Source organism: Paenarthrobacter sp. NPDC057981 (assembly GCF_042886835.1).
Classification (GTDB): Bacteria; Actinomycetota; Actinomycetes; order Actinomycetales; family Micrococcaceae; genus Arthrobacter.
Genome location: NZ_JBHVQI010000006.1, coordinates 135,598 through 159,680 on the forward strand (window position 1 = coordinate 135,598; position 24,083 = coordinate 159,680).

Sequence of the window (24,083 nt, forward strand, 5' to 3'; positions counted from 1 at the left end):
ATTGAGGAGCCTGGCTCTTTGGTTTTCAGGGGAGGTTTAGCCCCTCAGGCACTTCTGGTACTCCAGCCATGCGAAGGCATAACGGAGCCAGCCCACGATGTCGTACCACTTGGACGGCTTGGTTGGCTCGGTGCACTGCGGTGGCTGGGGCCCGCTTGAAGCCACCAAGACCTGCGCCTTGACCGTGGTTCCACTTTCGACGGCGGTCAGCACCACGGTGCCGGTTCCTGCGGCGGCCGCTGCGGGAACCTTGAGGTTCACTGTGGCGGAGCCGGCTGCAACGGGCACGTCGCCGAGCACCAGAGAGGCGCCCTTGGCATCGGTAAAGACTGCCTTCAGCGTCTTGTTGGCCGGGCTGCCGATCGATGTCAGGTCCAGTTTGGACACTGCCAGGGTTATCGGGTCGCCTGCTTTGACCTCGGCGGCGGTGGTGTTGGCGACAGCGACGGAGCGGCGGGCAAAGTCAGGCGACACCGGGTTGTGTCCCTGCAGGTACTTGATCCAGGCATCCCTGTCCACCAGGCCGGTGTCCTTCGTGTTGCTGCCTTCCTTGAAGACCCGGAAGTTGTCACCACCGGTGGCCAGGAAGCTGAAGGTGCCGATCCTGTACTGCTTGGCCGGATCAATGACCGCGCCATTTACCCAAATCCCGGTAACGCGATCGCCTGCTGGGCGGGCGGCGTCGTAGGTGTAGTTGACGTTCTTGGACAGGCCGAGCTGCTGGTACGGACGGCTGGGCACCGTTCCGTCCGGGTTGGTCTGCCATTGCTGCTCCAAGAGAGTCTTGAACTGCGTACCTGTCAGCGACGTGGTCCACAGATTGTTCACGAACGGCAGTACGGCGTTGGCTTCTGCGTAGGTGATGGTGCCGTCCGGCGCGTAGTAGAGCTCGTTGCGCAGGCCACCAGGATTCACGACGCCGATCTCCGCCGCGCCCAGTTCCGGCGCCTTGAGCGTATCCACCAGGGAGTCCGCCACAAGGTTGCCCAGCGTCGATTCGCTCGCGCGATCGTCACGCTTGGGGGCTCCGCCTGCCGGGTCCGGAGTGAAGGCGGTGGTGATATCGGCTGTTACCGCACCGACCGGCTGGTTTCCGATTTCTGCGGCATTGGCCAGGGCCTTGTCCACGATCGTTTTGACTGTGGCAACGCGCGGGTAGGCGGCCACCAGGCTTGCGGCAGTGTCCGTAGTGCGGTCCACGACCGCTGCTTTGTAGGCCGTCACGGACTTGGAGGCAGTGTCCACCGTGAGCGTCACACTGCCCACGTTCTCGCCGTAGTTGCCGGTCTGCACGATGGGTCGGGTTTTGCCTGTGGGCTGGCCGTTTGAGTCCAGGACGGGTGCATCCCAGGCGTACTCCTTGTGGGTGTGGCCCGTGAAGATCGCGGCGACATCCGGGGTGGTTTCGTTGACCAGCTTGGCGAACGGGCCGCCTGCCGCCACTTCCTGCTCCAGCGTTGCGCCCTCCGGTGTTCCGGATGCCGCGCCGTCGTGGTTCTCCACGATGATCAGGTCAGCTGCGTTGTCGGCCTTGATCTTGGCGGCGACGCGGTTGATGGCTTCCACGGCGTCCCCGAATTCCAGATCGGCGATACCTGCCGGGGTCACCAGGGTTGGCACTTCCTGTGTGACCGTACCGATGACGGCGACCCGCATGCCGTTCATGTCCAGGACTTTGTACTCCGGCAGGACCGGGGTGGTGGTGCCCTTCTGGTAGACGTTGGCGCCCAGGTAGGCGAATTTGGCGTTGGCACCTCCGGCAATGACGCGGTCGCGCAGGTCCTGCCAGCCGCCGTCGAACTCGTGGTTGCCAACTGCGGAAGCCTGCAGTTCCAGGGCATTCAGGACGTCAATGGTGGGCTGGTCCTTCGCTACCGAAGACGCGAAGAGGGAAGCGCCGATGTTGTCGCCGGCCGAGATGAACGCCGTGGCGCCGGGAGCGGCCGCCGCACGGAGCTTTTCCACGGTTCCTGCGAAGAGCACCGTGTTGTTGTCGATGCGCCCGTGGAAATCGTTGATGCCCAGGAACTGCAGGTCGACTGAGTCCGGTGCATCGGGGGCGAGGTTCAGGCCGACCACCACGGGGTCGTGGTCGCTGGCCCGGAATTCGTCCGCAGCGTAGTAGTTGGTCACGTTGTTGTTATACCGGCTGTACTCCAGTGCCACGGACTCCACGGAGTTGATGTTCCAGATGTCGGTTCCGGTGACTTTTTGGGCCGCCGAGGGGGAGGCCAGGATGTGGTCCAAGGAACCGACCATTCCACCGAACAGGTAGGAGTGCTTGCCGGTGCCAACCTCAAGGTCGGTGTAGCCGGCGCCGGTCAGGACGTTGATGGGATCTTCCTTGCCGTAGGCGTTGAAGTCGCCGATCAGGAACACCTTGTCGGTTCCCTTGGAGGCCTGCAGATCCTGCGAGAAGGCCAGCAGGGACTGCGCCTGCTTGGTCCGGGCAATATTGGAAGCGCCCTGGCCCTTGTCGGTATCGTCCGGGGTGGCTGCTGAGCCCTTGGACTTGAAGTGGTTCACGATCGCGATGAACTTCTTATCATCAGCTCCGCCGACTGGCTTGAACACCTGTGCCAGCGGCTTGCGTGCACTGGCGAATGCCACGGTGTCGTTGTGGATGATGGATTCGCCCACCGGTTCTGCAGTGGCCTTCTTGAAGATGAATGCCGTGCGGATCATGTCCTCGTCGGTCAACGGGGGAGCGTTCGCAGGAGTGCGGACGTAGTCCCAGACGCCCGGGGTCTTGACGTTGAGGGCGTCCACCAGCTTGGACAGTGCGTCATCACGGTTCTTGCCGAACTGTGCCGAGTTCTCGATCTCTTCGAGGGACACGACGTCAGCGCCGGACTTGGTGATGGCCGCTACGATTTTGGCCTGCTGGCGTTCGAAGTTCTCCGCGTTGGCGGCACCGCGGGCGTTGCAGCCTTCCTTGACGGTGATCGGATTGCCGTCCCGGTCGGTGTAGAATACGCAACCGCTCAGCTGGTCGCCGGTGGTGGGGAAGTAGTTGAGCACGTTGAAGGAGGCCAGCTTGAGGCTTCCCCCAACGTCTGCCGGACCCTCGGGCCGCGACGCGGTAAAGGTCGCGGGCTGGACGGAATCGGCGTTGGCCGGGGTGAGTGCGGCCAGGGGTTGGAATTTCCAGGAGTTGTTGCCGTAGCCCAGAATCACATCGGTCTTGAACGTGGCGGGTGAACCAACACGGACAGGATCGGTGGTTGTCAGGTACGGGAGCTGCTGGGCCTTGGTGGTGGCGTCCTTGAGGAAGTTCGTGGAGGCACCGTCGTCGAGCTTGATGGCCCGGAGCGCATTGTCAGCCACCACCGCCGCGTACTCCGGCGAGCCGTAGCTGGCTACCGCCGTCGGCTGCACCAAAGGCGAGGTGCCCGCGGCGAGGCCGATTTCGCCATACTGGTTCAGCGAATAGTTGTCCGTGACGGTGAAGTTGCCCTGCGGCGCAACCAGCATGCCTTCCAGGCTTTCGCGGGCTGCTTCATTGGCCGGGAGCGTGAACGGCGTGGATTTGACCTCGGGTGCGGCCTCCGTGAGCTTCTTGAGGCCCGCAGCCTCGACCGTGAGCTGGGTCTGGTTGGCAAACTCACTGACCACGCCGGTCAGTTCAACGTAGTCGCCCGGCTGGACCGTCGCCGTCGTCGTGGGTGAGTAGACAAACAAAGCGTCCGACGCCGTCCTGGCCGCCCCGCCGTTGTCGCCACCGGTTCCCGGGGTTTGGACGTAGTAGCCGTTGAATCCGCCGGTGGCGTAGACGGCGGTCACCTTGCCGCGCGTCGTCACAGTGCTGCCAACGAAAGGACTGGCTGCGCCGGTGCCCTGGATCTCGGCGATGGACTTGGTGCCAGGCTCAGGTTGTGGATCCGGGGGTGTCCCGGATCCGCCCGACGCCGTCGGCGTGATGGAAGCGTTGAGGCTGAAGTCAGCTGCGTTGGAGTCTGTGTCCACGCCGTTGGTGCGGTTGAGGCTGCGGACATCCGTGTTGCTGGACGGTCCTGTTGCAGCCGCCGTCTCAAAGGTGTTGGAACTGCCATAGCCCAGGAGGTCCGCGACGGCCGCGTTGCCGGTGACGGAGCCGGCAGGCAGAGCTGAGACCGCGGTGGCCTGCTTGGCGAGGATGAGTGTTCCTGCCGTGCCGCTGGGGTTCAGCGTGCCGGTGGCCTGGACATCCGCAGTGGGAAGCGCAGGGGCCGTGGAGGTGCCGCTGTTCGTGGCGCCCTGGATCAGGTAGTAGCCCTTGGCCGGGATGCTGCCGGTCAGGGGAGTGATGCCGGTAGGGGCTGCGGCACTGGTGGCTGAACGGTACTGCAGTGACCAACCGGCCAGGCTGACTGCTGCGTCAGAGGAGTTGTAGAGCTCCACGAACTTGTTCTTGAACGCTGCCCCGCTGCTGCCGCCGCTGAGATAGGCCTCGTTGATCACCACCGGCGAGGTGCCGCTGGGTGCGGCCGGATCGTCCGTCGCGAAGGCGGGTGCCGCCGTCAGCGGGGCCGCAAGCAACCCGACTGACAGGACTGTTCCCGCCGCTGTTTTCCAATGGTTTTGGTGCATCCGCTCTAACTTTCATGAGGGAGCCCTGTGGGGCCCTGTGGACGACGCCCACCGTCTTGTGAAGTGGGCGATATGCCCGGAAGTTACTCCGGGGTAAAGCTGCCTCGGGCATAGCTGAACACGAACGGATGAATGGGAAGTGGCCCCCGGGTGGCCGGTTGGAGTGCCGGCCACAACGGGTCCTACTTGGCGGCGCCCTTGAGGGTGCCGGTGGTTGCGGCCCCCGCAGCGGCGCCGATCAGGCAGACAATCTCACGATCGCCGGTCTTCCAGGAATCGCTGGTGGGGTGGAGGAAAGTCACGTCCAGGGCGGACTCTTCGAAGGGCACTCCGACGAACGAGGCGAACTGTGCGCCACAGAACTCTTCTGCTTTGGTTCCCACCTCGGTGGTCCCTGGGAACGTGGAAGTGTCGAGCTTGGTAACGGCGTAAGCCTCAAGGTCGTGGCTCTGATCGCACGGAATGATGGTGACGTCCACAACTTCCTCGGTATCAGGGTTGGCGATGCAGTCACCCAGTTTCACTTTGAAGGCGTCAGCTTTGGACGATTCCGTGGGTTTGCCGGATTCATCCCGCTTGGCGTCCCCACTGCTGATGAGCGAGCATCCCGCCAGCGCCAGCGATGCCATGATCAGCACGGCAGCGGCCCTGAGGGTCTTTGAAAGATGGAGCATTCTGGTCCTCATTCCAGGAGGAACACAGGATTCGCATGAAACGGGCCTGTGGTCATCGATGAGGGACCCAACAAGATATTCCCATCCCGGTCGATCCCCCAAGGCCGACGATGAGAGGCTCCGGCCGGCCGCCCTTGGGTAGGGGGCAGCCGGCCGGACCCGAATTTTCATAGTCTAGGCCGTCTGGCCCTGATCCTGGATCACCTTGAAAACGGCACCCGTGGGATCGGACAACGTAGCCAACCTGCCGAAGGGGGTGTCCTCCGCAGGCTGCATAACGGTGGCGCCGAGGGCTGTTGCCTGCTCCACGGTGGCGTCGGTGTCCGCAACGGCGAAGTACACGCTCCACATGGAGGGAACCTCTTCGGGCAGGAAGCCGGAGGCGTCCATGATGCCTGCCTTGGCGTTGTCCCCGGATCCCAAGGTGGTGTACCTGAACTCCGGGGTGTCGCTCATGACGTCCGTTTCCCAGCCGAACACCTTCTGGTAGAACGCCACGGCGGAGTCGTAGTTCTTGGACAGAAGCTCGTGCCACGCAGGCGAACCCGGTTCGGCGGCGACCTCGAAGCCCTTCATCTCCCCGAACTGCCACGCCCCGATCGAGGCACCGGAAGAGTCGCCGTACATCGCCATGCTGCCCTGCTCAGGAACCTCCATCGGTTCCATGTACACCTGGCCCCCATTGGCCGCTGCGGCTTCGGTGGTTGCCTTGATGTCGTCGGTGCGCAGGTAGGTGGACCACAGATCCGGCATGGCACCCATGTCGGCCTGTTTCTGCATGATCCCGGCTACAAGCTTTCCGTCCTTGGACGCGGTGATGTAGCCGCCGTACTTCTCTTCGTCTCCGGTCTCATAAGTCCAGCCAAACAGTGCGTTGTAGAAGGACTTCGCCCTCTCGGTATCGGAGGTCATCAGGTCGATCCAACACGGCGAACCGGCAGTGATATCGGGCGTAGGCATGTGTGCAGCTCCTGTTGTCAGGCCGCGGCACATTCCGCGGCTGATGGTTTAGTGGTGGAGACAGGAAGAACACTATGCGGGGGCTCCGACAATTTTCAATGAAAATGCCCCGGGTTCAACAACCCGGGGCATTCATTGGCGGAAGGTAAGGGATTTGAACCCTTGGTACGGGGTTACCGCACACTGGTTTTCAAGACCAGCTCCTTAGGCCGCTCGGACAACCTTCCTCGCCTAGTAGTGTTTCATAGGGAGTTGGCTGTTCCAAAACATCACGTCCTCCAGCCCCTGCCCCGGGTGCCGGATGACAAGCAAGAAACCGGGAGTTCGTCATGAAAGCCGTCTACATCTCAGAGCCGGGCGGGCCCGAAGTCCTCGAGGTCCGCGAGGTCCCCTCCCCGGTGCCGGGCGACGGCGAGGTGCTGATAGACGTCGTCGCTGCGGGCCTGAACCGCGCGGACGTCCAGCAGCGCCGAGGCTTCTACCCGCCACCGCCGGGAGCTTCGGACATTCCGGGGCTTGAAGTGTCGGGCCGCATCGCGGCCTTCGGCCCCGGTGTCACCAAGGCCTTCTCCGTGGGCGACAAGGTAGTGGCACTTCTCTCGGGCGGCGGCTACGCCCAGCAGGTGGCCGTACCCGCTGAACAGGTACTGCGCGTCCCCGAGGGCGTGGATCTGATCACCGCCGCGGCCCTCCCCGAAGTGGCCGCCACCGTCTACTCGAACCTGATCATGACGGCCCAACTGCAGCCCGGGGAGACGGTGCTCATCCATGGCGCCACGGGCGGCATCGGAACCATGGCCATCCAGCTGGCCAAGGCTTATGGTGCAACAGTGGCGGCGACGGCCGGGACCGACGAGAAAGTCGGCACGGCCAAAGCGTTCCTGGGCGCCGACATCGCCATCAACTACGCCGAGGAAAACTTCGTTGAAAGCCTCAAGGCACAAAACGGAGGCAAAGGCGCCGATGTCATCCTCGACGTCGTGGGTGCAAAGTACCTGCAACAGAACGTCGATGCGCTCGCAGAGTATGGCCGGCTGATCATCATCGGCCTGCAGGGCGGCACCACAGCGGAAATCAACCTCGGCCAGCTCCTCAGCAAACGTGCTGCCGTGATCGGAACCGCCCTCCGGCCGCGGTCGGTTGCCGAGAAGGGCATCATCATGACGGCGGTGCGCGAGTCCGTGTGGCCCATGGTCACTGACGGCCGGATCACGCCACTGGTTGCCAAGTCGTTTCCCCTGGACCAGGTCCGGGAGGCCCACGAGTACTTCGACTCGGGGGAGCACGTGGGCAAGGTCCTGCTGCTCCTCTGACATTACCGACGCGCAGCAAGGAGCCTCATGTCCATCCGGCACAGTCTGCTGGCCCTGCTCCAGGACCAGCCCAGGTACGGCTATGAGTTGCGCGTGGAATTCGAGGACCGGACAGGTGCCGCCTGGCCGTTGAACATCGGCCAGGTGTACACCACGCTCGATCGGCTGGAGCGCGACGGCCTGGTCAGCAAAGACGGCGACGACGGCGGTGGCCACGTCATCTACAGCATCACTGACGCCGGGGTTGAGGAAGTCGGGGCCTGGTTTGCCGGCGCTGTCGACCGGGGGAATCCGCCCCGGAACGAGATCGCCATCAAGCTGGCGCTCGCAGTGACCATGCCCGGAGTGGATGCCGCCGCCGTCATCCAGTCCCAGCGCGAGGTGTCCGTCAAGGCGCTCCAGGAGCACACCCAGGCGCGTAAGGCAGTCTCGGCCAACCAGCGTGCTTCGGACACTGCCTTTCTGCTGGTGCTCGATTCCCTGGTCTTCCAAGCAGAGGCCGAGGTCCGGTGGCTGGACCTCTGCGAAGCGAGGATGGTGCAGAGCCTGGGGAAGGGCGGATCAAGCAGCGCCGGGGCGAACTGACCGCTCACCGCAGCGGGGATACCGCTCAACGCAACTGCCGGATCGCGCCGTGGGTTCCCCCGGTTAGTGGGGTACATGCTTGCTAGTTTGCCCGTGACGCACGTCCGAGCCAGGGCAGCAAAGCAGTTCTCAAGGAGGAGATATGGGTAAGAATCCCGACCAGACCGGACTCATGGAGGGACTTGATCCCACGCTGCCCGCGCCCGCAGTTGACGATTCGGTCCGCGAAGCCGAGGAACGCACGTGGACCCCCGCGAAGATCGGTCTTTGGGTGGCGATTTCGCTCCTGGGAGCAGTGGCGTGGTTCATGCTCGCGTTGGTCCGCGGCGAAACGGTGAACGCCATCTGGTTCGTTTTCGCCGCCGTGTGTACCTACCTGATCGGGTACAGGTTCTACTCCAGGGTCATCGAGCGGTACTTGCTTAAGCCAAACGACCGCCGCGCCACCCCGGCCGAGTACAAGGCCGACGGCAAGGATTACGTCCGCACCGACCGCAACGTCCTGTTCGGCCACCATTTTGCGGCCATCGCAGGCGCGGGTCCGTTGGTGGGACCCGTTATCGCGGCCCAGATGGGCTACCTCCCTGGCACCATCTGGATCATCATCGGCGTCGTATTCGCCGGTGCCGTGCAGGACTATCTGGTGATGTTCTTCTCGATGCGCCGCGGTGGCCGCTCGCTGGGCCAGATGGCCCGCGAGGAACTTGGCGTCATTGGCGGTACCGCCGCGCTGATCGCCACCTTGCTGATCATGATCATCATCGTGGCCATCCTGGCCCTGGTGGTTGTCAACGCCCTGGGCGAGAGCCCTTGGGGTGTCTTCTCTGTTGGCATGACCATCCCGATTGCCCTGTTCATGGGCGTCTACCTGCGCTACCTCCGGCCCGGCAAGGTCATGGAAGTGTCGATCATTGGTTTCGTGCTGCTGATGGCGGCCATTATCGGCGGCGGCGCCGTGGCCGGGACCGAGTGGGGCGCAGCGTTCTTCCACCTGGACAAGGTGACCATCGCCTGGGGCATCATCATCTACGGTTTCATCGCCGCCATCCTGCCCGTGTGGCTGCTCCTTGCACCACGTGACTATTTGTCCACATTCATGAAGATCGGCGTGATCGTGATGCTGGCTGTCGCCATCATCGTGGTGCGCCCGGAAATCACTGTCCCTGCATTCAGTGAGTTTGCCAGCCGGGAAAACGGGCCGGTCTTCTCCGGTGCGCTGTTCCCCTTCCTCTTCGTGACCATTGCCTGTGGTGCCCTGTCCGGTTTCCACGCCCTCATCTCTTCGGGAACCACGCCCAAACTGATCGAGAAGGAACGCCAGACCCGCTTCATCGGGTACGGCGGCATGCTGATGGAATCTTTCGTGGCGATCATGGCCCTGGTGGCTGCGATCTCGATCGACCGCGGAATCTACTTCGCCATGAACGCTCCTGTGGCCCTGACGGGCGGCACCGTGGAAACCGCTGCCCAGTGGGTGAACAGCCTGGGGCTGGCCAATGTGAACATCACCCCTGACGTCCTTGCGCAGACCGCCAAGGACGTCGGCGAGGAAAGCATCATTTCCCGTTCCGGTGGTGCCCCCACGCTGGCCGTCGGCCTGGCGCACATCATGCAGCAGTTCATCGGCGGCCCTGCCATGATGGCCTTCTGGTACCACTTCGCCATCATGTTCGAGGCCCTGTTCATCCTCACCGCAGTGGACGCCGGCACGCGCGTAGCCCGGTTCATGCTGCAGGATTCCATTGGCAACTTCGTTCCCAAGTTCAAGGAAGCCTCATGGCGCCCAGGCGCATGGTTGTGCACGGCCATCATGGTCGCTGCCTGGGGTGCCGTGCTCCTGATGGGTGTGACGGATCCACTCGGCGGCATCAACACACTGTTCCCGCTGTTCGGCATCGCCAACCAGCTTCTCGCCGCCATTGCTTTGGCCGTGTGCATGGCCATCGCGGCAAAGAGGGGAGTGTTCCGGTACTTGTGGATCGTCGCGGTCCCGCTGGCGTTCGCCGCCGTCGTCACCATCACGGCGAGCTTCCACAAGATCTTCTCGCCGGTTCCCGCGGTCGGCTATTTCGCCAACAACGCGGCCTTCTCCAAGGCGCTGGCGGATGGCAAGACGGAGTTCGGCACCGCCAAGACCGTCGCAGCCATGGAAGCCGTGGTACGTAACACCATGATCCAGGGTGTCCTCTCGGTGATCTTCGTGACCCTGAGCATCATCGTGATCCTCACGGCCCTGATCGCCACGATCAAAGCCATCCGCGCCGGTGGTGGACAGGATCACGAAGACCCTGCCGTGGCCTCCAAGGTCTTTGCTCCTGCCGGGCTGATCCCGACGCCGGCGGAGAAGGAACTGCTCGCAGAATGGAACGCTCTTCCGGCGGTAAAGAGGGTCCAAAAGGCCGGGCATCACTGATGAACGCCGTCACCAAGGGCTTCCGGAGTTTCGCGGCCTACCTGGGATCGATCATGGGTGCCGACGCGTATTCGAAGTACCTTGAGCACTTCACCACCTCGGGCCATTCCGGTCCCGCCATGACAGAACGCGAGTTCTGGCGGGACCGGATGGACCGGCAGGACAGCAACCCGCAAGGCCGCTGCTGCTGAGATGTAGTTTCGCTACGAACGAAGTCCAAATTCCGGTTGTGGCCGAAGGTTCACGGGAACCACATGAGAGTATGAACGGATGAGCGATCTGAACGACATTCAGCCCACGGATGAGGCTTCGGACGACACCCCCGTGGAAGGAACCACGCTGGACGGCGACGCAGCCGCGCCCAACGGCCGTCAAGCCCCCGGGGGACAGGCAGCGAAGGATGCCAAGCCCAAGGGCGGCAACCTTCAGGAACTGGTGGACGAACCAGCCAAGGTGATGCGGATCGGCACCATGATCCGGCAGCTTTTGGAAGAGGTTAAGAGTGCCCCTCTCGATGACGCTGCCAGGAACCGCCTTGCCGAGATCCACGAGCGGTCCATCAAGGAACTCGAAGATGGGCTGGCGCCTGAGCTGATCGAAGAGTTGGAACGCATCAGCCTGCCCTTCCCCGAAGACCAGGCTCCTTCGGATGCCGAGCTTCGGATCGCCCAGGCCCAGTTGGTCGGGTGGCTTGAAGGGCTGTTCCACGGCATCCAGGCAGCGATTGCAGCGCAACAGGCGGCGAAGGAACACGCTGCCGCGCAGATGCAGCTCCGCCAACTGCCTCCGGGAACGGTCATCGCTCCGGGCATTGTCATTGGTGAAAACGGGCAACCGCAGCGGGCTGCTGCGCCTGGCGCTCCCGGCGCCGCTGCCAATGGTCGCCCGGAAGATCCCGACCACGGTCCGGGCCAATACCTCTGAGTTTGCTGGTGGGTTTCTTTGGGGCCGTCCGGCAAGGGCGGAAAGATGATCTTGAGCTCGGCAAGGGCCTGTGGCGCCGTGCACACGACCGGTTTCATCGCGGCCTGGACCGCTACCACCAGGTCTTGGAGGGTGTGGACGACGAACAGCTCTACAACGAGCTGGTGCAGATCGCCAATGAGCTGGCGGAGTTGTCGCCCCGGGTGCGGAGCATTTGTGTAGAGGCGCAGCGGCGCTCGCCCAGCGACGGCCTGGACGTGCCCGGAGCTCTCGCCGGGGTGCACCGGGCCTTGTCCAAAGCAGGCAACTCGCTCGCGACCACGGCTGAAGCTGCGGCCATGTTGCGGCTGGCAGTTGGTCCCGTGCCTGTCGGTGCCCTGTCAGTGCGGCGCAGGGCCGAGTCAGTCTTCGAGCAAGTGGCCGACGCGGAGCGCCAGCTGAATCCCTAATATGCGAGGCGTTCGCAACTACCGGCGCACGCCCGTATTCCCTGCATGCAAGAAGTTAAGCGGATAGCTGATCTTCGTCATAATCTGGTGGATCTTCGCAGCAGGGCTGGCAGGATAACAACCATGACTTCGTCACCAGAACTTACTTTCAATGACGGCAACACCATCCCCCAGCTCGGCTACGGGGTATGGCAGGTTGAAGACGATGTAGCCGAAAAGGTGGTGCGCCAGGCTTTCGATGCCGGGTTCCGCCACATCGATACCGCCAAGATCTACGGCAACGAGGCCGGCGTCGGCCGTGCCATCGCTTCCTCCGGCCTCTCCGCCGAGGAAATCTTCATCACCACCAAGCTGTGGAACGCGGACCAGGGCTACGAATCCACGCTCGAGGCCTTTGAGAAGTCACTCGACCGCCTCGGCCTGGAAACCTTGGACCTCTACCTGATCCACTGGCAGCAGCCCAAGCAGGAGAAGTACGTCGACACCTGGAAGGCCCTCATCGAGCTCAAGAAGCGCGGCCGGGTCAAGTCCATCGGTGTCTCCAACTTCACCAAGGAAGGCCTGCAGCACATCATCGATGAGACCGGCGTCGTTCCGGCCATCAACCAGGTGGAGCTGCACCCGTTCTTCAACCAGGCTGAACTGCGCGAGTTCAACGCCTCCAAGGGCATCCTCACGCAGGCCTGGTCCCCGCTGGGCCAGGGTGGCGAGCTCCTCGAGAGCGCAACGATCTCCGAAATTGCCGCCAAGCACGGTGCGACTCCGGCGCAGGTTGTCATTGCATGGCACCTGGCCATCGGCAACGTCGTCATCCCCAAGTCCGTCACGGAGTCCCGCATCCAGGAAAACTTCGCGGCCCTGGACGTCACGCTGGATGACACCGACATCGAGGCCATCAACAACCTCGACCGCGGTGCCGAAGGCCGTATCGGCCCGGACCCGGCAGTCTCCGACTTCGCCTAAAGTCCCCGCTATGGCCAGGTGCCCCGCTCCCATCATGGGAGCGGGGCACCTGCGGTTAACGCCCGACGGCGGGTGGCCGCCTGCGTACTGAATCAGTCCAACGGTTCCAGCGTGGTCACCCGGAAAGGCACTTCCAGCAACGGCTTCACTGCCTCAACGAAGTCCCTGACATGCTGTTGCTGGTTGTGGGCGTCGAGGTCCTCCTGAAGGGCCCAGCCTTCAAACATGACAAAGGTGCCGGGCTGCTGCACATCCGCGAAGACGGTGTACTCCAGGCATCCGGCGTCCTTGCGGCTCTCGGTTTGGAGCGAACCGAGCGCGCTCCGCAGTTGGCTTTCACAGCCTGCCTTGGCCGTGAACACCGGCATGAGCCACACTTCTGTTGGCTTTTTGGTGGTGGGCATTGCGTCGGTCATCCTGACTTCCTTGGCGAAGGTCCGTGGGTCGGGAGGGCCGGTTTCCCGTCCCTCCCGACGCAAAGGATCAAGCGGATATTTGGGGAACCTCAACCCAGGACTCTTTGGCCGCGGACTCGACGATCGCGTCGTCGATGAGGGCGACTTGGTAGCCGTCGGCGAAGTTGGGGTTGACGCTGCCGCCTTCCGCGATGGCTTTGAAGAAGTCGTAGGCTTCAATGATCTTGGTCTCTCCGTACCCGATGCCCAGGGCAGGAATGGGCCACAGGCCGTCACCGTACGGGTGCGACGGGCCTGTGTAGATGGTCCGGAAGCCTCGTCGGTCGGCCTGGTCCGATGCGAAGCAGACCTGAAGCTCGTCGCGGCGTTCGTAATTGAAGACGATGCTGCCTTCGGTTCCGTGGATTTCGAAAGTGATGTAGTTGTTCCTGCCGTGCGCGTTGCGTGTTGCTTCGACGGATCCAACGGCACCGTTTGCGAAGCGGATCATGGTCATCACTTCGTCATCGACATCGACGTCGCCCCGCGGACCCTCTCCGCCGCGTACGGTGCCGAGCGCATCCGCGCCACCCGACTGGAGCGGGCGCTCCGGGATCCACGTCGAAAGGACCGCGTTGACGGCGCTGAACTCACCCACGAGGTACCGCGCCATGTCGATGACGTGCGTGGCGATGTCACCCAGGGCGCCGGAGCCTGCGATGGATTTCTGGAAACGCCATGACAACGGCGAGTTCGGGTCGGCGCTCCAATCCTGGAGATAGGTTCCCCGGAAGTTGAGGATTTGGCCGATTGCGCCTTCTTCGATGTACTTCTTGGCCAGTGCCACGGCGGGGGTGCGCCGGTAGTTGAAGGCCACCATGTGGACGAGGTCCTTGTCCTTGACGGCGTCATACATGGCCTTGGACTCTTCGCCGGTGCGGGCGAGTGGCTTCTCGCAGATGATGTGCTTGCCCGCTTCGGCGGCGGCAATGGCGATTTCGGCGTGCAGGTGGTTGGGTGTTGCGATGTCGACGACGTGGATGTCGGGGTCGTCGATGATGGACCGCCAGTCCGACGTCGAATTTTCGAAGCCGAAGCGCCGGGCGGCTTCTGCTGCCAATTCGGGATTGGCCTCCGCGATGACCTTGCGGACCGGCAGCGCCGGGGCAGGCCAGAAGAACATGGGCATGGCGGCATAGGCAAGGGAGTGGGCTTTGCCCATGAAGCCGCCGCCGATGAGGCCGACATTGAGGTTTTGCATATAAATCGTGGTCCTTCCGTGAAGCTTTTCTTAGAGGAGTGTCTCGAGGTATTTTTTGCTGATTTTGGCTGCTTCGCCGGGGTCGCCGTCGTAATTGTCGAGCTCGACCATGAGCCAACTGTCGTAGCCGCTTTCGCGGATCGCAGCGATGATGTCGGGAAAATCGAGGTCACCTTCGCCCAGCGGCAGGAAGGTGAATGGGTCTTCCCGGAAGTCCTTGAGGTGGACGTGCCGGATCCGGTCGGAGTACTTGCGGATAACTGCGGCCGGATCGGCACCGCCTGCTGCCAGGTGGGCGGTGTCGGGGCAGAAACCGATCCTGGTCAGCGGCATGAGCTTGTCCAGTTCGTCCGGGCTCTCCACGATCGTGCTCAAATGAGGGTGGTAGCTCGCCGACAGTCCGAAGCTCTCCGCGATGTCCGTCACCCGGTCAAGAGCATGGCCCAGGAGGTAGTAGTCCTGCTCGGTGGTGCCGGCCGCCCGCCGTGCACCGCCCCCAACCACCAGCCGTTCCGCTCCAAAACTTGCCGCCAATTCCGCAGCCCTGTGGATCCGGTGCACCTCGTCCGGAAGGATGTCGGCGTAGATGAAGTTGGCGCCTGTATACACGCTCGTCAGCTCGACTCCATTGCTGCTCAGGATCCCTTTGAGCTCTTCGGGCTTGTCGGCGAATTCGGCCAGGTTTCCGTCGAACATCTCCACGCCCTGATATCCGACGGCGGCAATGTCACGTACCGCGTCGTGCATGGAGCCGTGGGTGAGGTAGAAGAGGTCCTTGACGCTCGTCACGCCTTGGGGGTGGCCGACCACGCCGCCCCAGGTGATGGAACAGTAACCAAGTTTCATTGCATTTGCCTTTCAGCTGCCGGGTAAGACGTGTGAAATTCGGAGGGGCCGTCAGTAGTGGGAACGTCGACCCATGACTTCCGTGCCGCAGAGGCGACTACCGCTTCGGTCAGGACGGCTGCCCGGAGCCCATCGCGGAAGCCGGGCAAGCCCTCGGGCGCCTTGCCTCGGACGGCTGCGTAGGTGTCGGCGATGAAGGCATTGAAGCTGTCCTGGTACCCCTGCGGGTGTCCCGCGGGAAGGCTGGCGTAACGACGGCCGCCCTGGGTGGTGAGCGTCTGCGGGCCCACGGCAATGTGTGAGGTGGAATCGACGCGCCCGATGTGCAGGGTGTCCGGTGTTTCCTGGTTGAAGCTGAAGGATGCTTCAGTGCCATCGAAGGAGAACCACAGACGGTTCTTCCTCCCTGGACTGACCTGGCTCACCACCAACGAGCCGGTTGCCCCGTTGTCGGTCTCGAAGAGCAGTGTGGCCCCGTCCTCCGTTGACACCGATGAGAAGTGGCCGTGGGTTTGGCGTTGCTCATGGGCGCGGCTGGTGTTGGCCATGATCCGGGTGATGCGGTGTCCCGTGGTGAACTCCATCAGGTCGCACCAATGAACGCCGATGTCACCGAACGCCCGTGATGCTCCTCCGAGCGTGGAATCGACCCTCCAGTTTGTCGCCGTCGCACCTGCCAGCCAGTCCTGCAGGTAGGACCCGTGGAGCAACCAGAGGCTGCCCGCGTCCCCGTTGAGGATGCGGTCCCTGGCCTCACGGACCGCCGGATAGAACCGGTAGACGAAGGGGACACCGGTCACGACATTGGCCTGTTCCGCGAGGGATGTCAGTTCCTTGGCGTCCTCGACGCTGGTGGCCAGGGGTTTCTCGCACACCACGGCCTTGCCTGCCGCGATGGCCAGTCGTGCCAGATCCGCGTGAGTGGCGTTGGGAGTGCAGATATGGACAACGTCCACATCGTCCCGTGCGATCAGTGATTCCGGGGAATCGGCCGCGGCGAGTGCACCGAGTCGGGTGACGGCGGCTTCAGCACTGGCCCGGCTGCTGCCGGCAACGGCACTGATGGCGCTTCCTGCTGCGCGGACGGCGTGGGAGTGGACTGCACCCATGAACCCCGTGCCGATGATGCCTGCGCGTGGTGTGGACGTCATGCCCGGTCACTTCTTCCGGGCGAGTGCGACCGCCAGGATGATGATCGCACCGCGCACCACCTGCTGCTGGCTGCTGTCGAGGCCTGCCAGGATCAGCCCGTTGTTGATCAGGCCGATCAGGAGGGCACCGAAGAGCGTTCCGATGATGGAACCGAAACCGCCGAAGAGGCTGGTCCCGCCCAGAATGACTGCAGCGATGGCCGAGAGTTCATCACCGGCGCCCCACTGGAACCGTCCCGACTGGAGACGCCCGGCATAGAGCATTCCGGCGACACTGGCCACCACGCCGGAGATCAGCAACACCTGGAACTTGATGCGCTTGGTGTTGATTCCTGTGAACTCCGAGGCGTTGCGGTTGCCACCGGTGGCCAGGACCTGCCGGCCGAACCGGGTGCGGTTCAAGACGACGGCGCCGATGGCCACAAAGATGCCGCTCCAGACCACCAGGCCCGGAATGGGGCCGAAGTTGCCGGAGCCGAACAGCATGTTGAACGTGTCGTCCAGGATGGGCTGGGGCGCTGAAGCGGTGATCCACTGCGCGACGCCCACGGCAATCCCGAGCATGCCGAGTGTCACCAGGAAGGAAGGGATCCCAAGGAGGCTGACCAGCGCTCCGTTGACCGATCCGACCACCAGGCCCACGGCCAAACCGGCGAGAATGCCCGGGACCAGGCCCCATTGCGAAAGGGCCATCGCGGTGCAGACGCTGGAAAGACCGGCCACGGAGCCCACGCTCAGGTCGATCTCGGCACAGGCGATGACGTACGTCATCCCCACGGCGATGACCGTGATGGTGGCTGTCTGCCGGAAGATGTTCAGGAGGTTGTTCGGCGACAGGAATCCCTGGTCGCGCAGCAGGACCGCGAAAATCAGGAAGACGACGACGAAGCCGATGTAGATGACATAGCGTCGCCAGTCCAGGTCCTTGAGAAAGGTGCTGACGTTGCGGGGTGCCCCGGTGTCCCGTGGCGCGATGGTATTTGTCTTGCTCACTGTTCAGACTCCCTGGACTGCAAGTTGTAGATATTCCTCGTCAGCAATGTCGCTGCGGGGGATGTCGCGGATGATGGAGCCGTCCTTGAGGACGAGGACGCGGTCGCTGACCGCGAGTAGTTCGGGGTATTCGGAAGAGATGACGATGATGGCTTTGCCATCGCTTGCCAGCTCACGGATCATGTCGAGGATTTCGCTCTTGGTACCGATGTCGACGCCGGCGGTCGGCTCATCGAGGATGAGGATGTCGGGATCGGTCCCCAGCCATTTGGCGATGACCACCTTTTGTTGGTTGCCGCCCGAGAGCAGGCGGACAGGGCGGTGCGGGTGTGCGACCTTCACTGCGAATCTCTTGATCAGCGATGTGGACAACTCGTTGCCCTTGGCGCCGTCCAGAAGGGGACCCCGTTGGATATTCTTCAGAAGCGGCAGCAGCAGGTTGTCCTGAACCGAGTGCTCCAGGACGAGCCCTTGGGCCCGGCGGTCCTCCGGGACAAGGGCGATGCCTGCAGTGATGGCTTGTTGCGGGGATGCGAGGGCCACCTTCCTGCCGCGGATAAGGACCTGGCCGCTGTCCAGTTTGTCGATGCCGAAAAGTGCACGGGCGAGCTCCGTACGTCCGCTGCCCATGAGTCCGGCCAAACCGAGGATCTCGCCTGGCCGCAGGACAAAGGACACGTCCCGGACCCGGTGACCGGCGTTCAGCCCGCGGACCTCCAGCAGCGGCTCGTCGTCGTCGCGGATGTCGTTCCGCGCCCGATAGGAGAGCTGGCCCTCGACCTTCTTGCCGACGATTCCTTCGACAATCTGTTCGGGAGTAACGGCGCTCAGGGGCTCGGTAAGCAGGTGCCTTCCGTCGCGGAGGATAGTGATCCGGTCTGCGAGCCTGTACACCTCGTCCATGCGGTGGGAGATGTAAATGATGGAAATTCCGCGCTGTTTCAGCCGGTCGATGAGTTCGAAAAGCGATTCGGATTCATGCCGGGCCAAACTTGCCGTGGGCTCGTCCATGATCAGGACTTGGGCGTTCTGCGCCAAGGCTTTGGCGATCTCTGTCAGTTGCCAATAGGCGGTGCCCAACCGCGAGACTTGCGCGCCGGCGTCGACATCCACTTCCATCTCGGCAAAGACTTCCTTGGCCCGCCGCACTGCGGCGCGGTCATCGATGAGTCCGCCCCGGCCGAGGGGCTCAGTGCCCAGGAAGATATTCTGCGCAACAGTCAGGCTCGGTACCAGGCTGAATTCCTGGAAGACCATCCCAATCCCGGCGGACTTGGCGTCCTGGATCGAGTTGATGGCGGCCGGTTTGCCGCCGATCAGGATTTCTCCGGCGTCTGCCTGGTAGACGCCTTGCAGGATCTTCATGAGGGTGGACTTGCCGGCCCCGTTGCCGCCGGCCAGCGCGTGGACCTCGCCTTTGCGGACATCGAACCCGACGTCCTTCAGGACTGACACGCCGTTGAAGGCCTTGGATATCGAGCGCATCTCGACGACATTGTCTGCGGTGTTCATTTCCCGCCCTTTCGGCGCGGTGCGGGGGAGACATCCCCCGCACCGTCGGGTATGGCTACTTCTTGTAGGAGTCCTGGATGTCCTTGGGGGCGTCCTCGTGGTAGACCTGCTTCCAGGCATCAAGGACGTTGGAGTGGTCAACCGGCAGGGCGCTCAACGCGACGTAGGGAGGCGCCTGCTTGCCGATAAGCGCTCCTGCGGCGAGCCGGGCCTCGGTGACGCCCTGGTCGAACGGAACCTGGGCGCCGAGGCCGACGACGAGTTCGTCCTTGGCCAGGGCGATGGCCACGTTCTTGCCGAGGTCCTCAGTGGCGATTTTCAGGTCCTGCCGGCCGGCCGCACGCGCTGCCGCCATGACGCCCTCTGCCGGAACGTCCCACACGGCCCAGATGCCGGCGAGGTCGGGGTACTTGCTGATCATGGCGTTGGCAGCAGCCTGCGCGTCTCCAGCGAAGTCAGGGCCTGCGATGCCCTTTTCCTCCACGATCTGGATGTCCGGGTATTCCTTGGTGATCGTGTCCTTGAATCCTTCATGGCGTTGCTTGGTCACGAAGAAGTCGGCCTGGTGAAAGACAAGGCCGATCTTGCCCTTGCCGCCCAGCGCCTTGGCCATCTGGTGGGCGGATACGACGCCGTTGCCATAGTTGTCGGCGGATACGACCGAAACGTAGTCCGTTCCCGGGGTCAGTCCCTGCGGGACGTTGTCCATGAAGACGAGCTTGGCGCCGGCAGCAGCGGCCTTCTTGTAAGCCGAGGCCGTGGCCACGGGGTCCGTGGGGATGGAGACGACAACATCCGGGTTCTGCGTCATCACAGTCTCAATGTCGGAGACCTGCTTGTCCGGCTTGAAGTTGGCGTCCGTTGTGGCGATGACCTTGATGCCGAGCTTCTCGAATTCGCTCTTGAGGCCGTTGACCTGGGCAGTGGCCCAGTCATTGCCGCCGTAGTGCATCACGATCGCGGCCTTGGCGTTGAGTCCCTTGATTTTCTGGATTTCATCGGCGGTCAGCTCTGCCACCGAAGCGGGTGAGGGCGTTTCGCCATTGGGTCCCTTGCTCAGGACCTGCCCTTTGATTTTGTCCAGGGCCTGAGCGGCCTTTTCTGACACACCGGCGTCAGGTGCGTTTGAGGTGCCGGCTGCTGAGCTGCTGCACGAGGCTACGGAAAGTGACAGGACAGCGGCCAAAGCCACGAGGGGAAGCCTGCGGATCATCATTGTTCTCCAGTGCTTATGAATAGATGGGGTGGGGCGGGAACCAGGGCTGCTGGAACCGGCGAAGGGGCTGGCCCTCCTCGGCCGAACCGTCGATGGTGGACGCCGAAGAGCCTGCGGGAATGCCCGTTTCATCCGTGGTGAAGCTGGGCCGTAATCGCTAACGGCAGTTCCGTGAACGTTTACGGAACCGATCGTAAACGTTTACGGTGGAGAGTGTCAAACATCACGCCAGTCCGGTTTTTGGCTAACTGGAGAGGGCGTGCGCACGTAGTATTGGTACGCATCGGCCCGGTTGAACGGTGCGGGGACAGGAGAGAGCGTGTCAGGCAGGACTAACGGGCAAACAGGCGCCACGTTGCGGCGGAAGCCGACCATCAACGACGTCGCGGACATCGCGGGCGTCTCCTTTGGCACCGTCTCGCGGGTCCTGAACAACGCCCCGGACGTCAGTGCGGCCACGCGCGAACGCGTCCTGCAGGCCATCAAGGATATCGGCTACCGCAGGAACCGTGCGGCGACTGCGCTGGTCACCAACCGGTCAACGTCCATCGGGCTGCTCTCGGACGGCTCCCCGCGGTTCGGCCCGGTAGGGACGCTCATGGCCTTGGAAACCGTCGCGCGGAAGAAGGGCTACGCCACCACTGTCATCAGTGTCGAGCAACCCTATGAGGAATCAGTGCAGGCGGCGCTGGACACCTTGGACGACACCGGCGTCGGGGGGATCATCGTTGTTGCACCTTTGGTTGACATGGCCTCTGCTGTTTGGAACGCCTCATGCCGGGTGCCAGTGGAAATGATCGCGGCCGGAGCATCATCAACCTCCCGGGTTTTCACTTATTCGGAAGACCAGGAGCTCGGAGCCCGGCTCGCCACCCAGCACCTCATAGACCTCGGCCATACCGATATCGCCCATCTGGCAGGCTCCATGGACTGGTTTGACGGGCGGGTACGAAAACGAGGGTGGGAGGCCGCGTTGCGTGAGGCCGGTCTCCCGCAGGGTCTCTGCCTGGAGGGCGATTGGAGTCCCCGCTGGGCCTACGAAACCGGTCTTGACCTCGTCCGGGAAAACAGGGTCCCTCAAGCCATCTTTGCGGCGAGCGACCACACAGCCCTTGGACTCATCCGGGCGTTCACCGAAAACGGGATCCGCGTTCCGGAGGACGTCAGTGTGGTCGGCTTCGACGACATTGAAGGTTCGGATTACTTCCTGCCTCCGCTGACCACCGTGCGGCAGGACTTCACGGCACTGGCGCTGATGAGCATGGAGGTCCTTCTGGGTGCCATGGAGGGGAGGGAAGTTGACCGGACCCCGATCGCGCCCACTCTTGTTGTGCGCGACAGCTCCAGGCGCGTAGCCTCGTAGGACCCACCCGAGGAGCAGTCGTGAACGGTCGGATCCTTTCAGCCCGCCGTGCCCTGATCTGCGTAGGCTTTGGGGCGGTGGCCGGAGCTGCGGCAGGTCTTGCGGTGTCGCCGGCCCTTTCGCCCTTGGTCGCTTGGTGCATTGCCGGTCTCATCGCCCTGGTGTGGGCATGGCGGATCTGCTGGGGGCAGGACCCGCCCGGGACTGAACGCATTGCCCGCGAAGAATCAGCTTCACGGTTGACCGACAACGCAATCATCACAGCGTGCCTGGTGAGCATCGCCGCCGTGGGCGTTGCGTTGATCCAGTCGGGAAACCGGAACGGTGATCCGGTGTCTGTCGCCCTGGTCATCGTGGGGGTGCTCGGCACGATAGTCGCCTGGGCCCTGGTCAACACGGTCTATGCCTTGAAATACGCCCGGATGTACTACGTCGACCGTGACGGTGGCGGGTTTGACGACAAGGACGGCAGGCAACCGGCTTACAGCGACTTCGCGTACTTCGCCTTCACGGTTGGCATGACCTACGCCCCGCCTGAAGTCGAGACGGGAAGCACCGAGATCCGCCGTAAAGCCCTTCTTCACGCTCTCTTGTCGTATTTCTTTGGAACAGTCTTGATCGCCGTTTCCCTCAACGCGATCACCAATCTCAGCCAAGGGTGACGTGCAAGGGCCACCAGCAAGTGACTTGCTGGTGTCCCTTGCGGCCTTGCGGAGGTCAACGCGGGGGAGTTGTCCGGCTCACCTGCGCTTCCGCAGCCCGCGGAGGACGACGACGGCGAGGCCGCCCGCCGCCAGCGCCCACGGGCCACCGACGATGATCGGATCCATCCACTGGTGGCTGAGGTCGACGCGCTTTTGTCCCACCCGGGAACGGACACCTCCACGGGAGAACTCGCTGAGTACGCCCGTCTCCGTGATGGGGTTGTCCGGATGCAGCGTGGCGAACGAACGGAGGTGGTGCTCCCAGGCGTCCACTCTGTCTGCTGCTACCAGCAGCAGCCAGTGGGCAGCCCGGCCCTCACTGTACTTGTACGCGTACTTCCGGATGACGCCCGAGACCCCGGCCGGAGGAGTGGAGGTTCCAAAGACGGGAGGCAGGAAGGCGTGTTCCACCGACCGTTCCCGGGGCCACTTCTCTGGCTGACGCTCCGGGAAGTCCCAGTGTGCGCCGGTTTCGATCCCGGGTTGTTCACGGGGGTAGGAGGGGCGGTCGGCCGGGTCGAGATCGGCACCCCACCCCGGAATCCGGGCCCGCAAACTCTCTGCGGACTCTCTTTCGCCAGTCTTTTCCGAGACATAAGGCGTGGCTGTTTTAGTCAAGGTGTGCTCCCTTCAGGACTGGCCGGCGATAACGAGCGGTTTGATGATGTTGTCCAGCTTGGCGGAGAACATGTGGTAGCCCTCGGCGATGTGTTCAAGCGGAATCCGGTGGGTGACGATGTCGCTTGGTTTCAGGTACCCGTTCCGGATGTGCTCGAAGAGCCGCGGCCATTGTCGCTTGACCGGGCACTGGTTCATGCGCAAAGTCAGGCCCTTGTTCATCGCATCGCCAAACTTCACGGCGCTGAAGATCGGACCGTAGGCGCCCACCACGGACACGGTCCCACCTTTCCGCACCGAGTCGATCGCCCAGTTCAGTGCGATGGGCGAGCCGCCTTGCAGTTTGAACTTGCTGCTGGTGACGTGCTGCAGGAAGTTTCCGTCAGCTTCGGCCCCGACGGCGTCAATAACGACGTCGGCACCCAGGAAGTCGGTTTCTTTCTTGAGGTGGACCACAATGTCGCCGTACTCGGCAAAGTTGTACGTCTCGGCGTGGGCGAAGCTGCGTGCCTTCTCCAGCCTGTATTCCAAGTGGTCAATCACGATCACGCGACCGGCACCCATCAGCCAGGACGACTTTGCGGCAAACAGCCCCACAGGGCCGGCACCGAACACCACCACGGTGTCGCCTTCCACAATGTCCCCAAGCTGGGCGCCGAAGTAGCCGGTCGGCAGGGCGTCGGTGAGCAGCACCGCGTCCTCTTCCTCCAGCCAGTCGGGGATCTTTGAAGGCCCCACGTCCGCGAACGGAACCCGCACGAATTCTGCCTGACCGCCGTCGTAACCACCGCAGGTGTGTGAGTAGCCGTAAATGCCGCCCACCGCCGTCGCGTTCGGATTTACGTTGTGGCAGTTCGAGTAGAGGCCGCGGGAGCAGAAATAGCAGGAGCCGCAGTACACGTTGAACGGCACCATGACGCGGTCGCCCACCGAGACGTTTTGCACGGACGAGCCCACCTCGTGAACGGTGCCCACGAACTCGTGGCCAAAGGTCATGCCCACGCGGGTGTCCGGCATCATGCCGTGATAGAGGTGCAGGTCGGAGCCACAAATGGCACCGGCACTGACCTTGACGATCGCATCGTTCGGATGCTCGATTTTTGGAATGTCCTTCTCTTCGACCCTGACTTTGTAGGGGCCGCGGTAAACCATTGCCTTCATCAGTACCCCGTCC

The 24,083-nt window shown here is 63.1% G+C and carries 21 protein-coding genes and 1 tRNA gene; 9 read left to right on the top strand and 13 right to left on the bottom strand.

Features of this window, described 5'->3' with window-relative positions; all coding sequences use genetic code 11:
- Positions 1 to 36 precede the first annotated feature (36 nt).
- The 4 genes from ACFVSI_RS08740 to ACFVSI_RS08755 form a co-directional block, all read right to left on the bottom strand.
- Positions 37 to 4,569, bottom strand: coding sequence for an ExeM/NucH family extracellular endonuclease (locus tag ACFVSI_RS08740; protein WP_387822016.1), 4,533 nt, complete (start codon positions 4,567 to 4,569; stop codon positions 37 to 39).
- 182 nt (positions 4,570 to 4,751) lie between these two features.
- A complete protein-coding gene (locus ACFVSI_RS08745; RefSeq protein ID WP_387822019.1) occupies positions 4,752 to 5,243 on the bottom strand; it encodes a septum formation family protein in 492 nt (163 codons plus the stop codon).
- A 174-nt stretch (positions 5,244 to 5,417) separates the two neighbouring features.
- The gene (locus ACFVSI_RS08750; protein WP_387822021.1) at positions 5,418 to 6,203 is read right to left on the bottom strand and encodes a VOC family protein; all 786 of its coding nucleotides are present in this window, start codon (positions 6,201 to 6,203) and stop codon (positions 5,418 to 5,420) included.
- Between the two features lie 136 nt (positions 6,204 to 6,339).
- Positions 6,340 to 6,430: transfer RNA gene (locus ACFVSI_RS08755), tRNA-Ser, on the bottom strand.
- A 102-nt stretch (positions 6,431 to 6,532) separates the two neighbouring features.
- Here ACFVSI_RS08755 and ACFVSI_RS08760 point away from each other — a divergent pair.
- The 7 genes from ACFVSI_RS08760 to ACFVSI_RS08790 all read left to right on the top strand — a co-directional run bounded on the left by ACFVSI_RS08760 (position 6,533) and on the right by ACFVSI_RS08790 (position 12,850).
- Complete coding sequence (locus ACFVSI_RS08760) at positions 6,533 to 7,516, top strand: NAD(P)H-quinone oxidoreductase (protein WP_387822023.1); 984 nt, start codon at positions 6,533 to 6,535, stop codon at positions 7,514 to 7,516.
- A 27-nt stretch (positions 7,517 to 7,543) separates the two neighbouring features.
- Entirely contained in the window at positions 7,544 to 8,101 is a 558-nt protein-coding gene (locus ACFVSI_RS08765; RefSeq protein ID WP_262277329.1) for a PadR family transcriptional regulator, read from the top strand.
- 142 nt (positions 8,102 to 8,243) lie between these two features.
- Positions 8,244 to 10,514 (top strand): carbon starvation CstA family protein, encoded by a 2,271-nt coding sequence (locus ACFVSI_RS08770; RefSeq protein ID WP_387822025.1) that lies wholly within the window; start codon positions 8,244 to 8,246, stop codon positions 10,512 to 10,514.
- Entirely contained in the window at positions 10,514 to 10,705 is a 192-nt protein-coding gene (locus tag ACFVSI_RS08775) for a YbdD/YjiX family protein (RefSeq protein ID WP_144661595.1), read from the top strand. Before ACFVSI_RS08770 ends, ACFVSI_RS08775 begins: the two co-directional genes overlap by 1 nt.
- Positions 10,706 to 10,784: 79 nt before the next feature.
- Positions 10,785 to 11,438, top strand: coding sequence for a bacterial proteasome activator family protein (locus ACFVSI_RS08780; protein ID WP_387822028.1), 654 nt, complete (start codon positions 10,785 to 10,787; stop codon positions 11,436 to 11,438).
- 8 nt (positions 11,439 to 11,446) lie between these two features.
- Positions 11,447 to 11,887, top strand: coding sequence for a hypothetical protein (locus tag ACFVSI_RS08785; protein WP_144661597.1), 441 nt, complete (start codon positions 11,447 to 11,449; stop codon positions 11,885 to 11,887).
- A gap of 123 nt (positions 11,888 to 12,010) precedes the next feature.
- Positions 12,011 to 12,850 (top strand): aldo/keto reductase, encoded by an 840-nt coding sequence (locus tag ACFVSI_RS08790; RefSeq protein ID WP_144661598.1) that lies wholly within the window; start codon positions 12,011 to 12,013, stop codon positions 12,848 to 12,850.
- Between the two features lie 92 nt (positions 12,851 to 12,942).
- Here the strand turns inward: ACFVSI_RS08790 and ACFVSI_RS08795 are convergent, their stop codons facing one another.
- The 7 genes from ACFVSI_RS08795 to ACFVSI_RS08825 all read right to left on the bottom strand — a co-directional run bounded on the left by ACFVSI_RS08795 (position 12,943) and on the right by ACFVSI_RS08825 (position 20,224).
- Entirely contained in the window at positions 12,943 to 13,266 is a 324-nt protein-coding gene (locus ACFVSI_RS08795; protein WP_387822032.1) for a putative quinol monooxygenase, read from the bottom strand.
- Between the two features lie 67 nt (positions 13,267 to 13,333).
- A complete protein-coding gene (locus ACFVSI_RS08800; RefSeq protein ID WP_387822035.1) occupies positions 13,334 to 14,506 on the bottom strand; it encodes a Gfo/Idh/MocA family protein in 1,173 nt (390 codons plus the stop codon).
- A 30-nt stretch (positions 14,507 to 14,536) separates the two neighbouring features.
- Positions 14,537 to 15,352: a sugar phosphate isomerase/epimerase family protein gene (locus tag ACFVSI_RS08805; RefSeq protein ID WP_387822037.1), complete on the bottom strand. Its 816-nt coding sequence runs from the start codon at positions 15,350 to 15,352 to the stop codon at positions 14,537 to 14,539.
- Complete coding sequence (locus tag ACFVSI_RS08810) at positions 15,349 to 16,503, bottom strand: Gfo/Idh/MocA family protein (protein ID WP_387822040.1); 1,155 nt, start codon at positions 16,501 to 16,503, stop codon at positions 15,349 to 15,351. Before ACFVSI_RS08810 ends, ACFVSI_RS08805 begins: the two co-directional genes overlap by 4 nt.
- A gap of 6 nt (positions 16,504 to 16,509) precedes the next feature.
- Positions 16,510 to 17,496 (bottom strand): ABC transporter permease, encoded by a 987-nt coding sequence (locus ACFVSI_RS08815; protein WP_387822043.1) that lies wholly within the window; start codon positions 17,494 to 17,496, stop codon positions 16,510 to 16,512.
- Between the two features lie 3 nt (positions 17,497 to 17,499).
- On the bottom strand, positions 17,500 to 19,008 hold the full coding sequence (locus ACFVSI_RS08820) for a sugar ABC transporter ATP-binding protein (RefSeq protein ID WP_387822045.1): 1,509 nt from the start codon (positions 19,006 to 19,008) through the stop codon (positions 17,500 to 17,502).
- Between the two features lie 55 nt (positions 19,009 to 19,063).
- On the bottom strand, positions 19,064 to 20,224 hold the full coding sequence (locus tag ACFVSI_RS08825) for a substrate-binding domain-containing protein (protein WP_387822048.1): 1,161 nt from the start codon (positions 20,222 to 20,224) through the stop codon (positions 19,064 to 19,066).
- 319 nt (positions 20,225 to 20,543) lie between these two features.
- Here ACFVSI_RS08825 and ACFVSI_RS08830 point away from each other — a divergent pair, with 319 nt between their 5' ends.
- Together ACFVSI_RS08830 and ACFVSI_RS08835 are read left to right on the top strand one after the other, a co-directional pair.
- Positions 20,544 to 21,587, top strand: coding sequence for a LacI family DNA-binding transcriptional regulator (locus ACFVSI_RS08830; protein WP_387822050.1), 1,044 nt, complete (start codon positions 20,544 to 20,546; stop codon positions 21,585 to 21,587).
- A gap of 20 nt (positions 21,588 to 21,607) precedes the next feature.
- Positions 21,608 to 22,249, top strand: coding sequence for a DUF1345 domain-containing protein (locus ACFVSI_RS08835; protein ID WP_387822052.1), 642 nt, complete (start codon positions 21,608 to 21,610; stop codon positions 22,247 to 22,249).
- A 78-nt stretch (positions 22,250 to 22,327) separates the two neighbouring features.
- Here ACFVSI_RS08835 and ACFVSI_RS08840 read toward each other — a convergent pair whose 3' ends face one another.
- Together ACFVSI_RS08840 and ACFVSI_RS08845 are read right to left on the bottom strand one after the other, a co-directional pair.
- A complete protein-coding gene (locus ACFVSI_RS08840; protein ID WP_387822054.1) occupies positions 22,328 to 22,909 on the bottom strand; it encodes a hypothetical protein in 582 nt (193 codons plus the stop codon).
- Between the two features lie 12 nt (positions 22,910 to 22,921).
- Positions 22,922 to 24,070: a zinc-dependent alcohol dehydrogenase gene (locus ACFVSI_RS08845; protein WP_387822057.1), complete on the bottom strand. Its 1,149-nt coding sequence runs from the start codon at positions 24,068 to 24,070 to the stop codon at positions 22,922 to 22,924.
- Positions 24,071 to 24,083 lie beyond the last annotated feature (13 nt).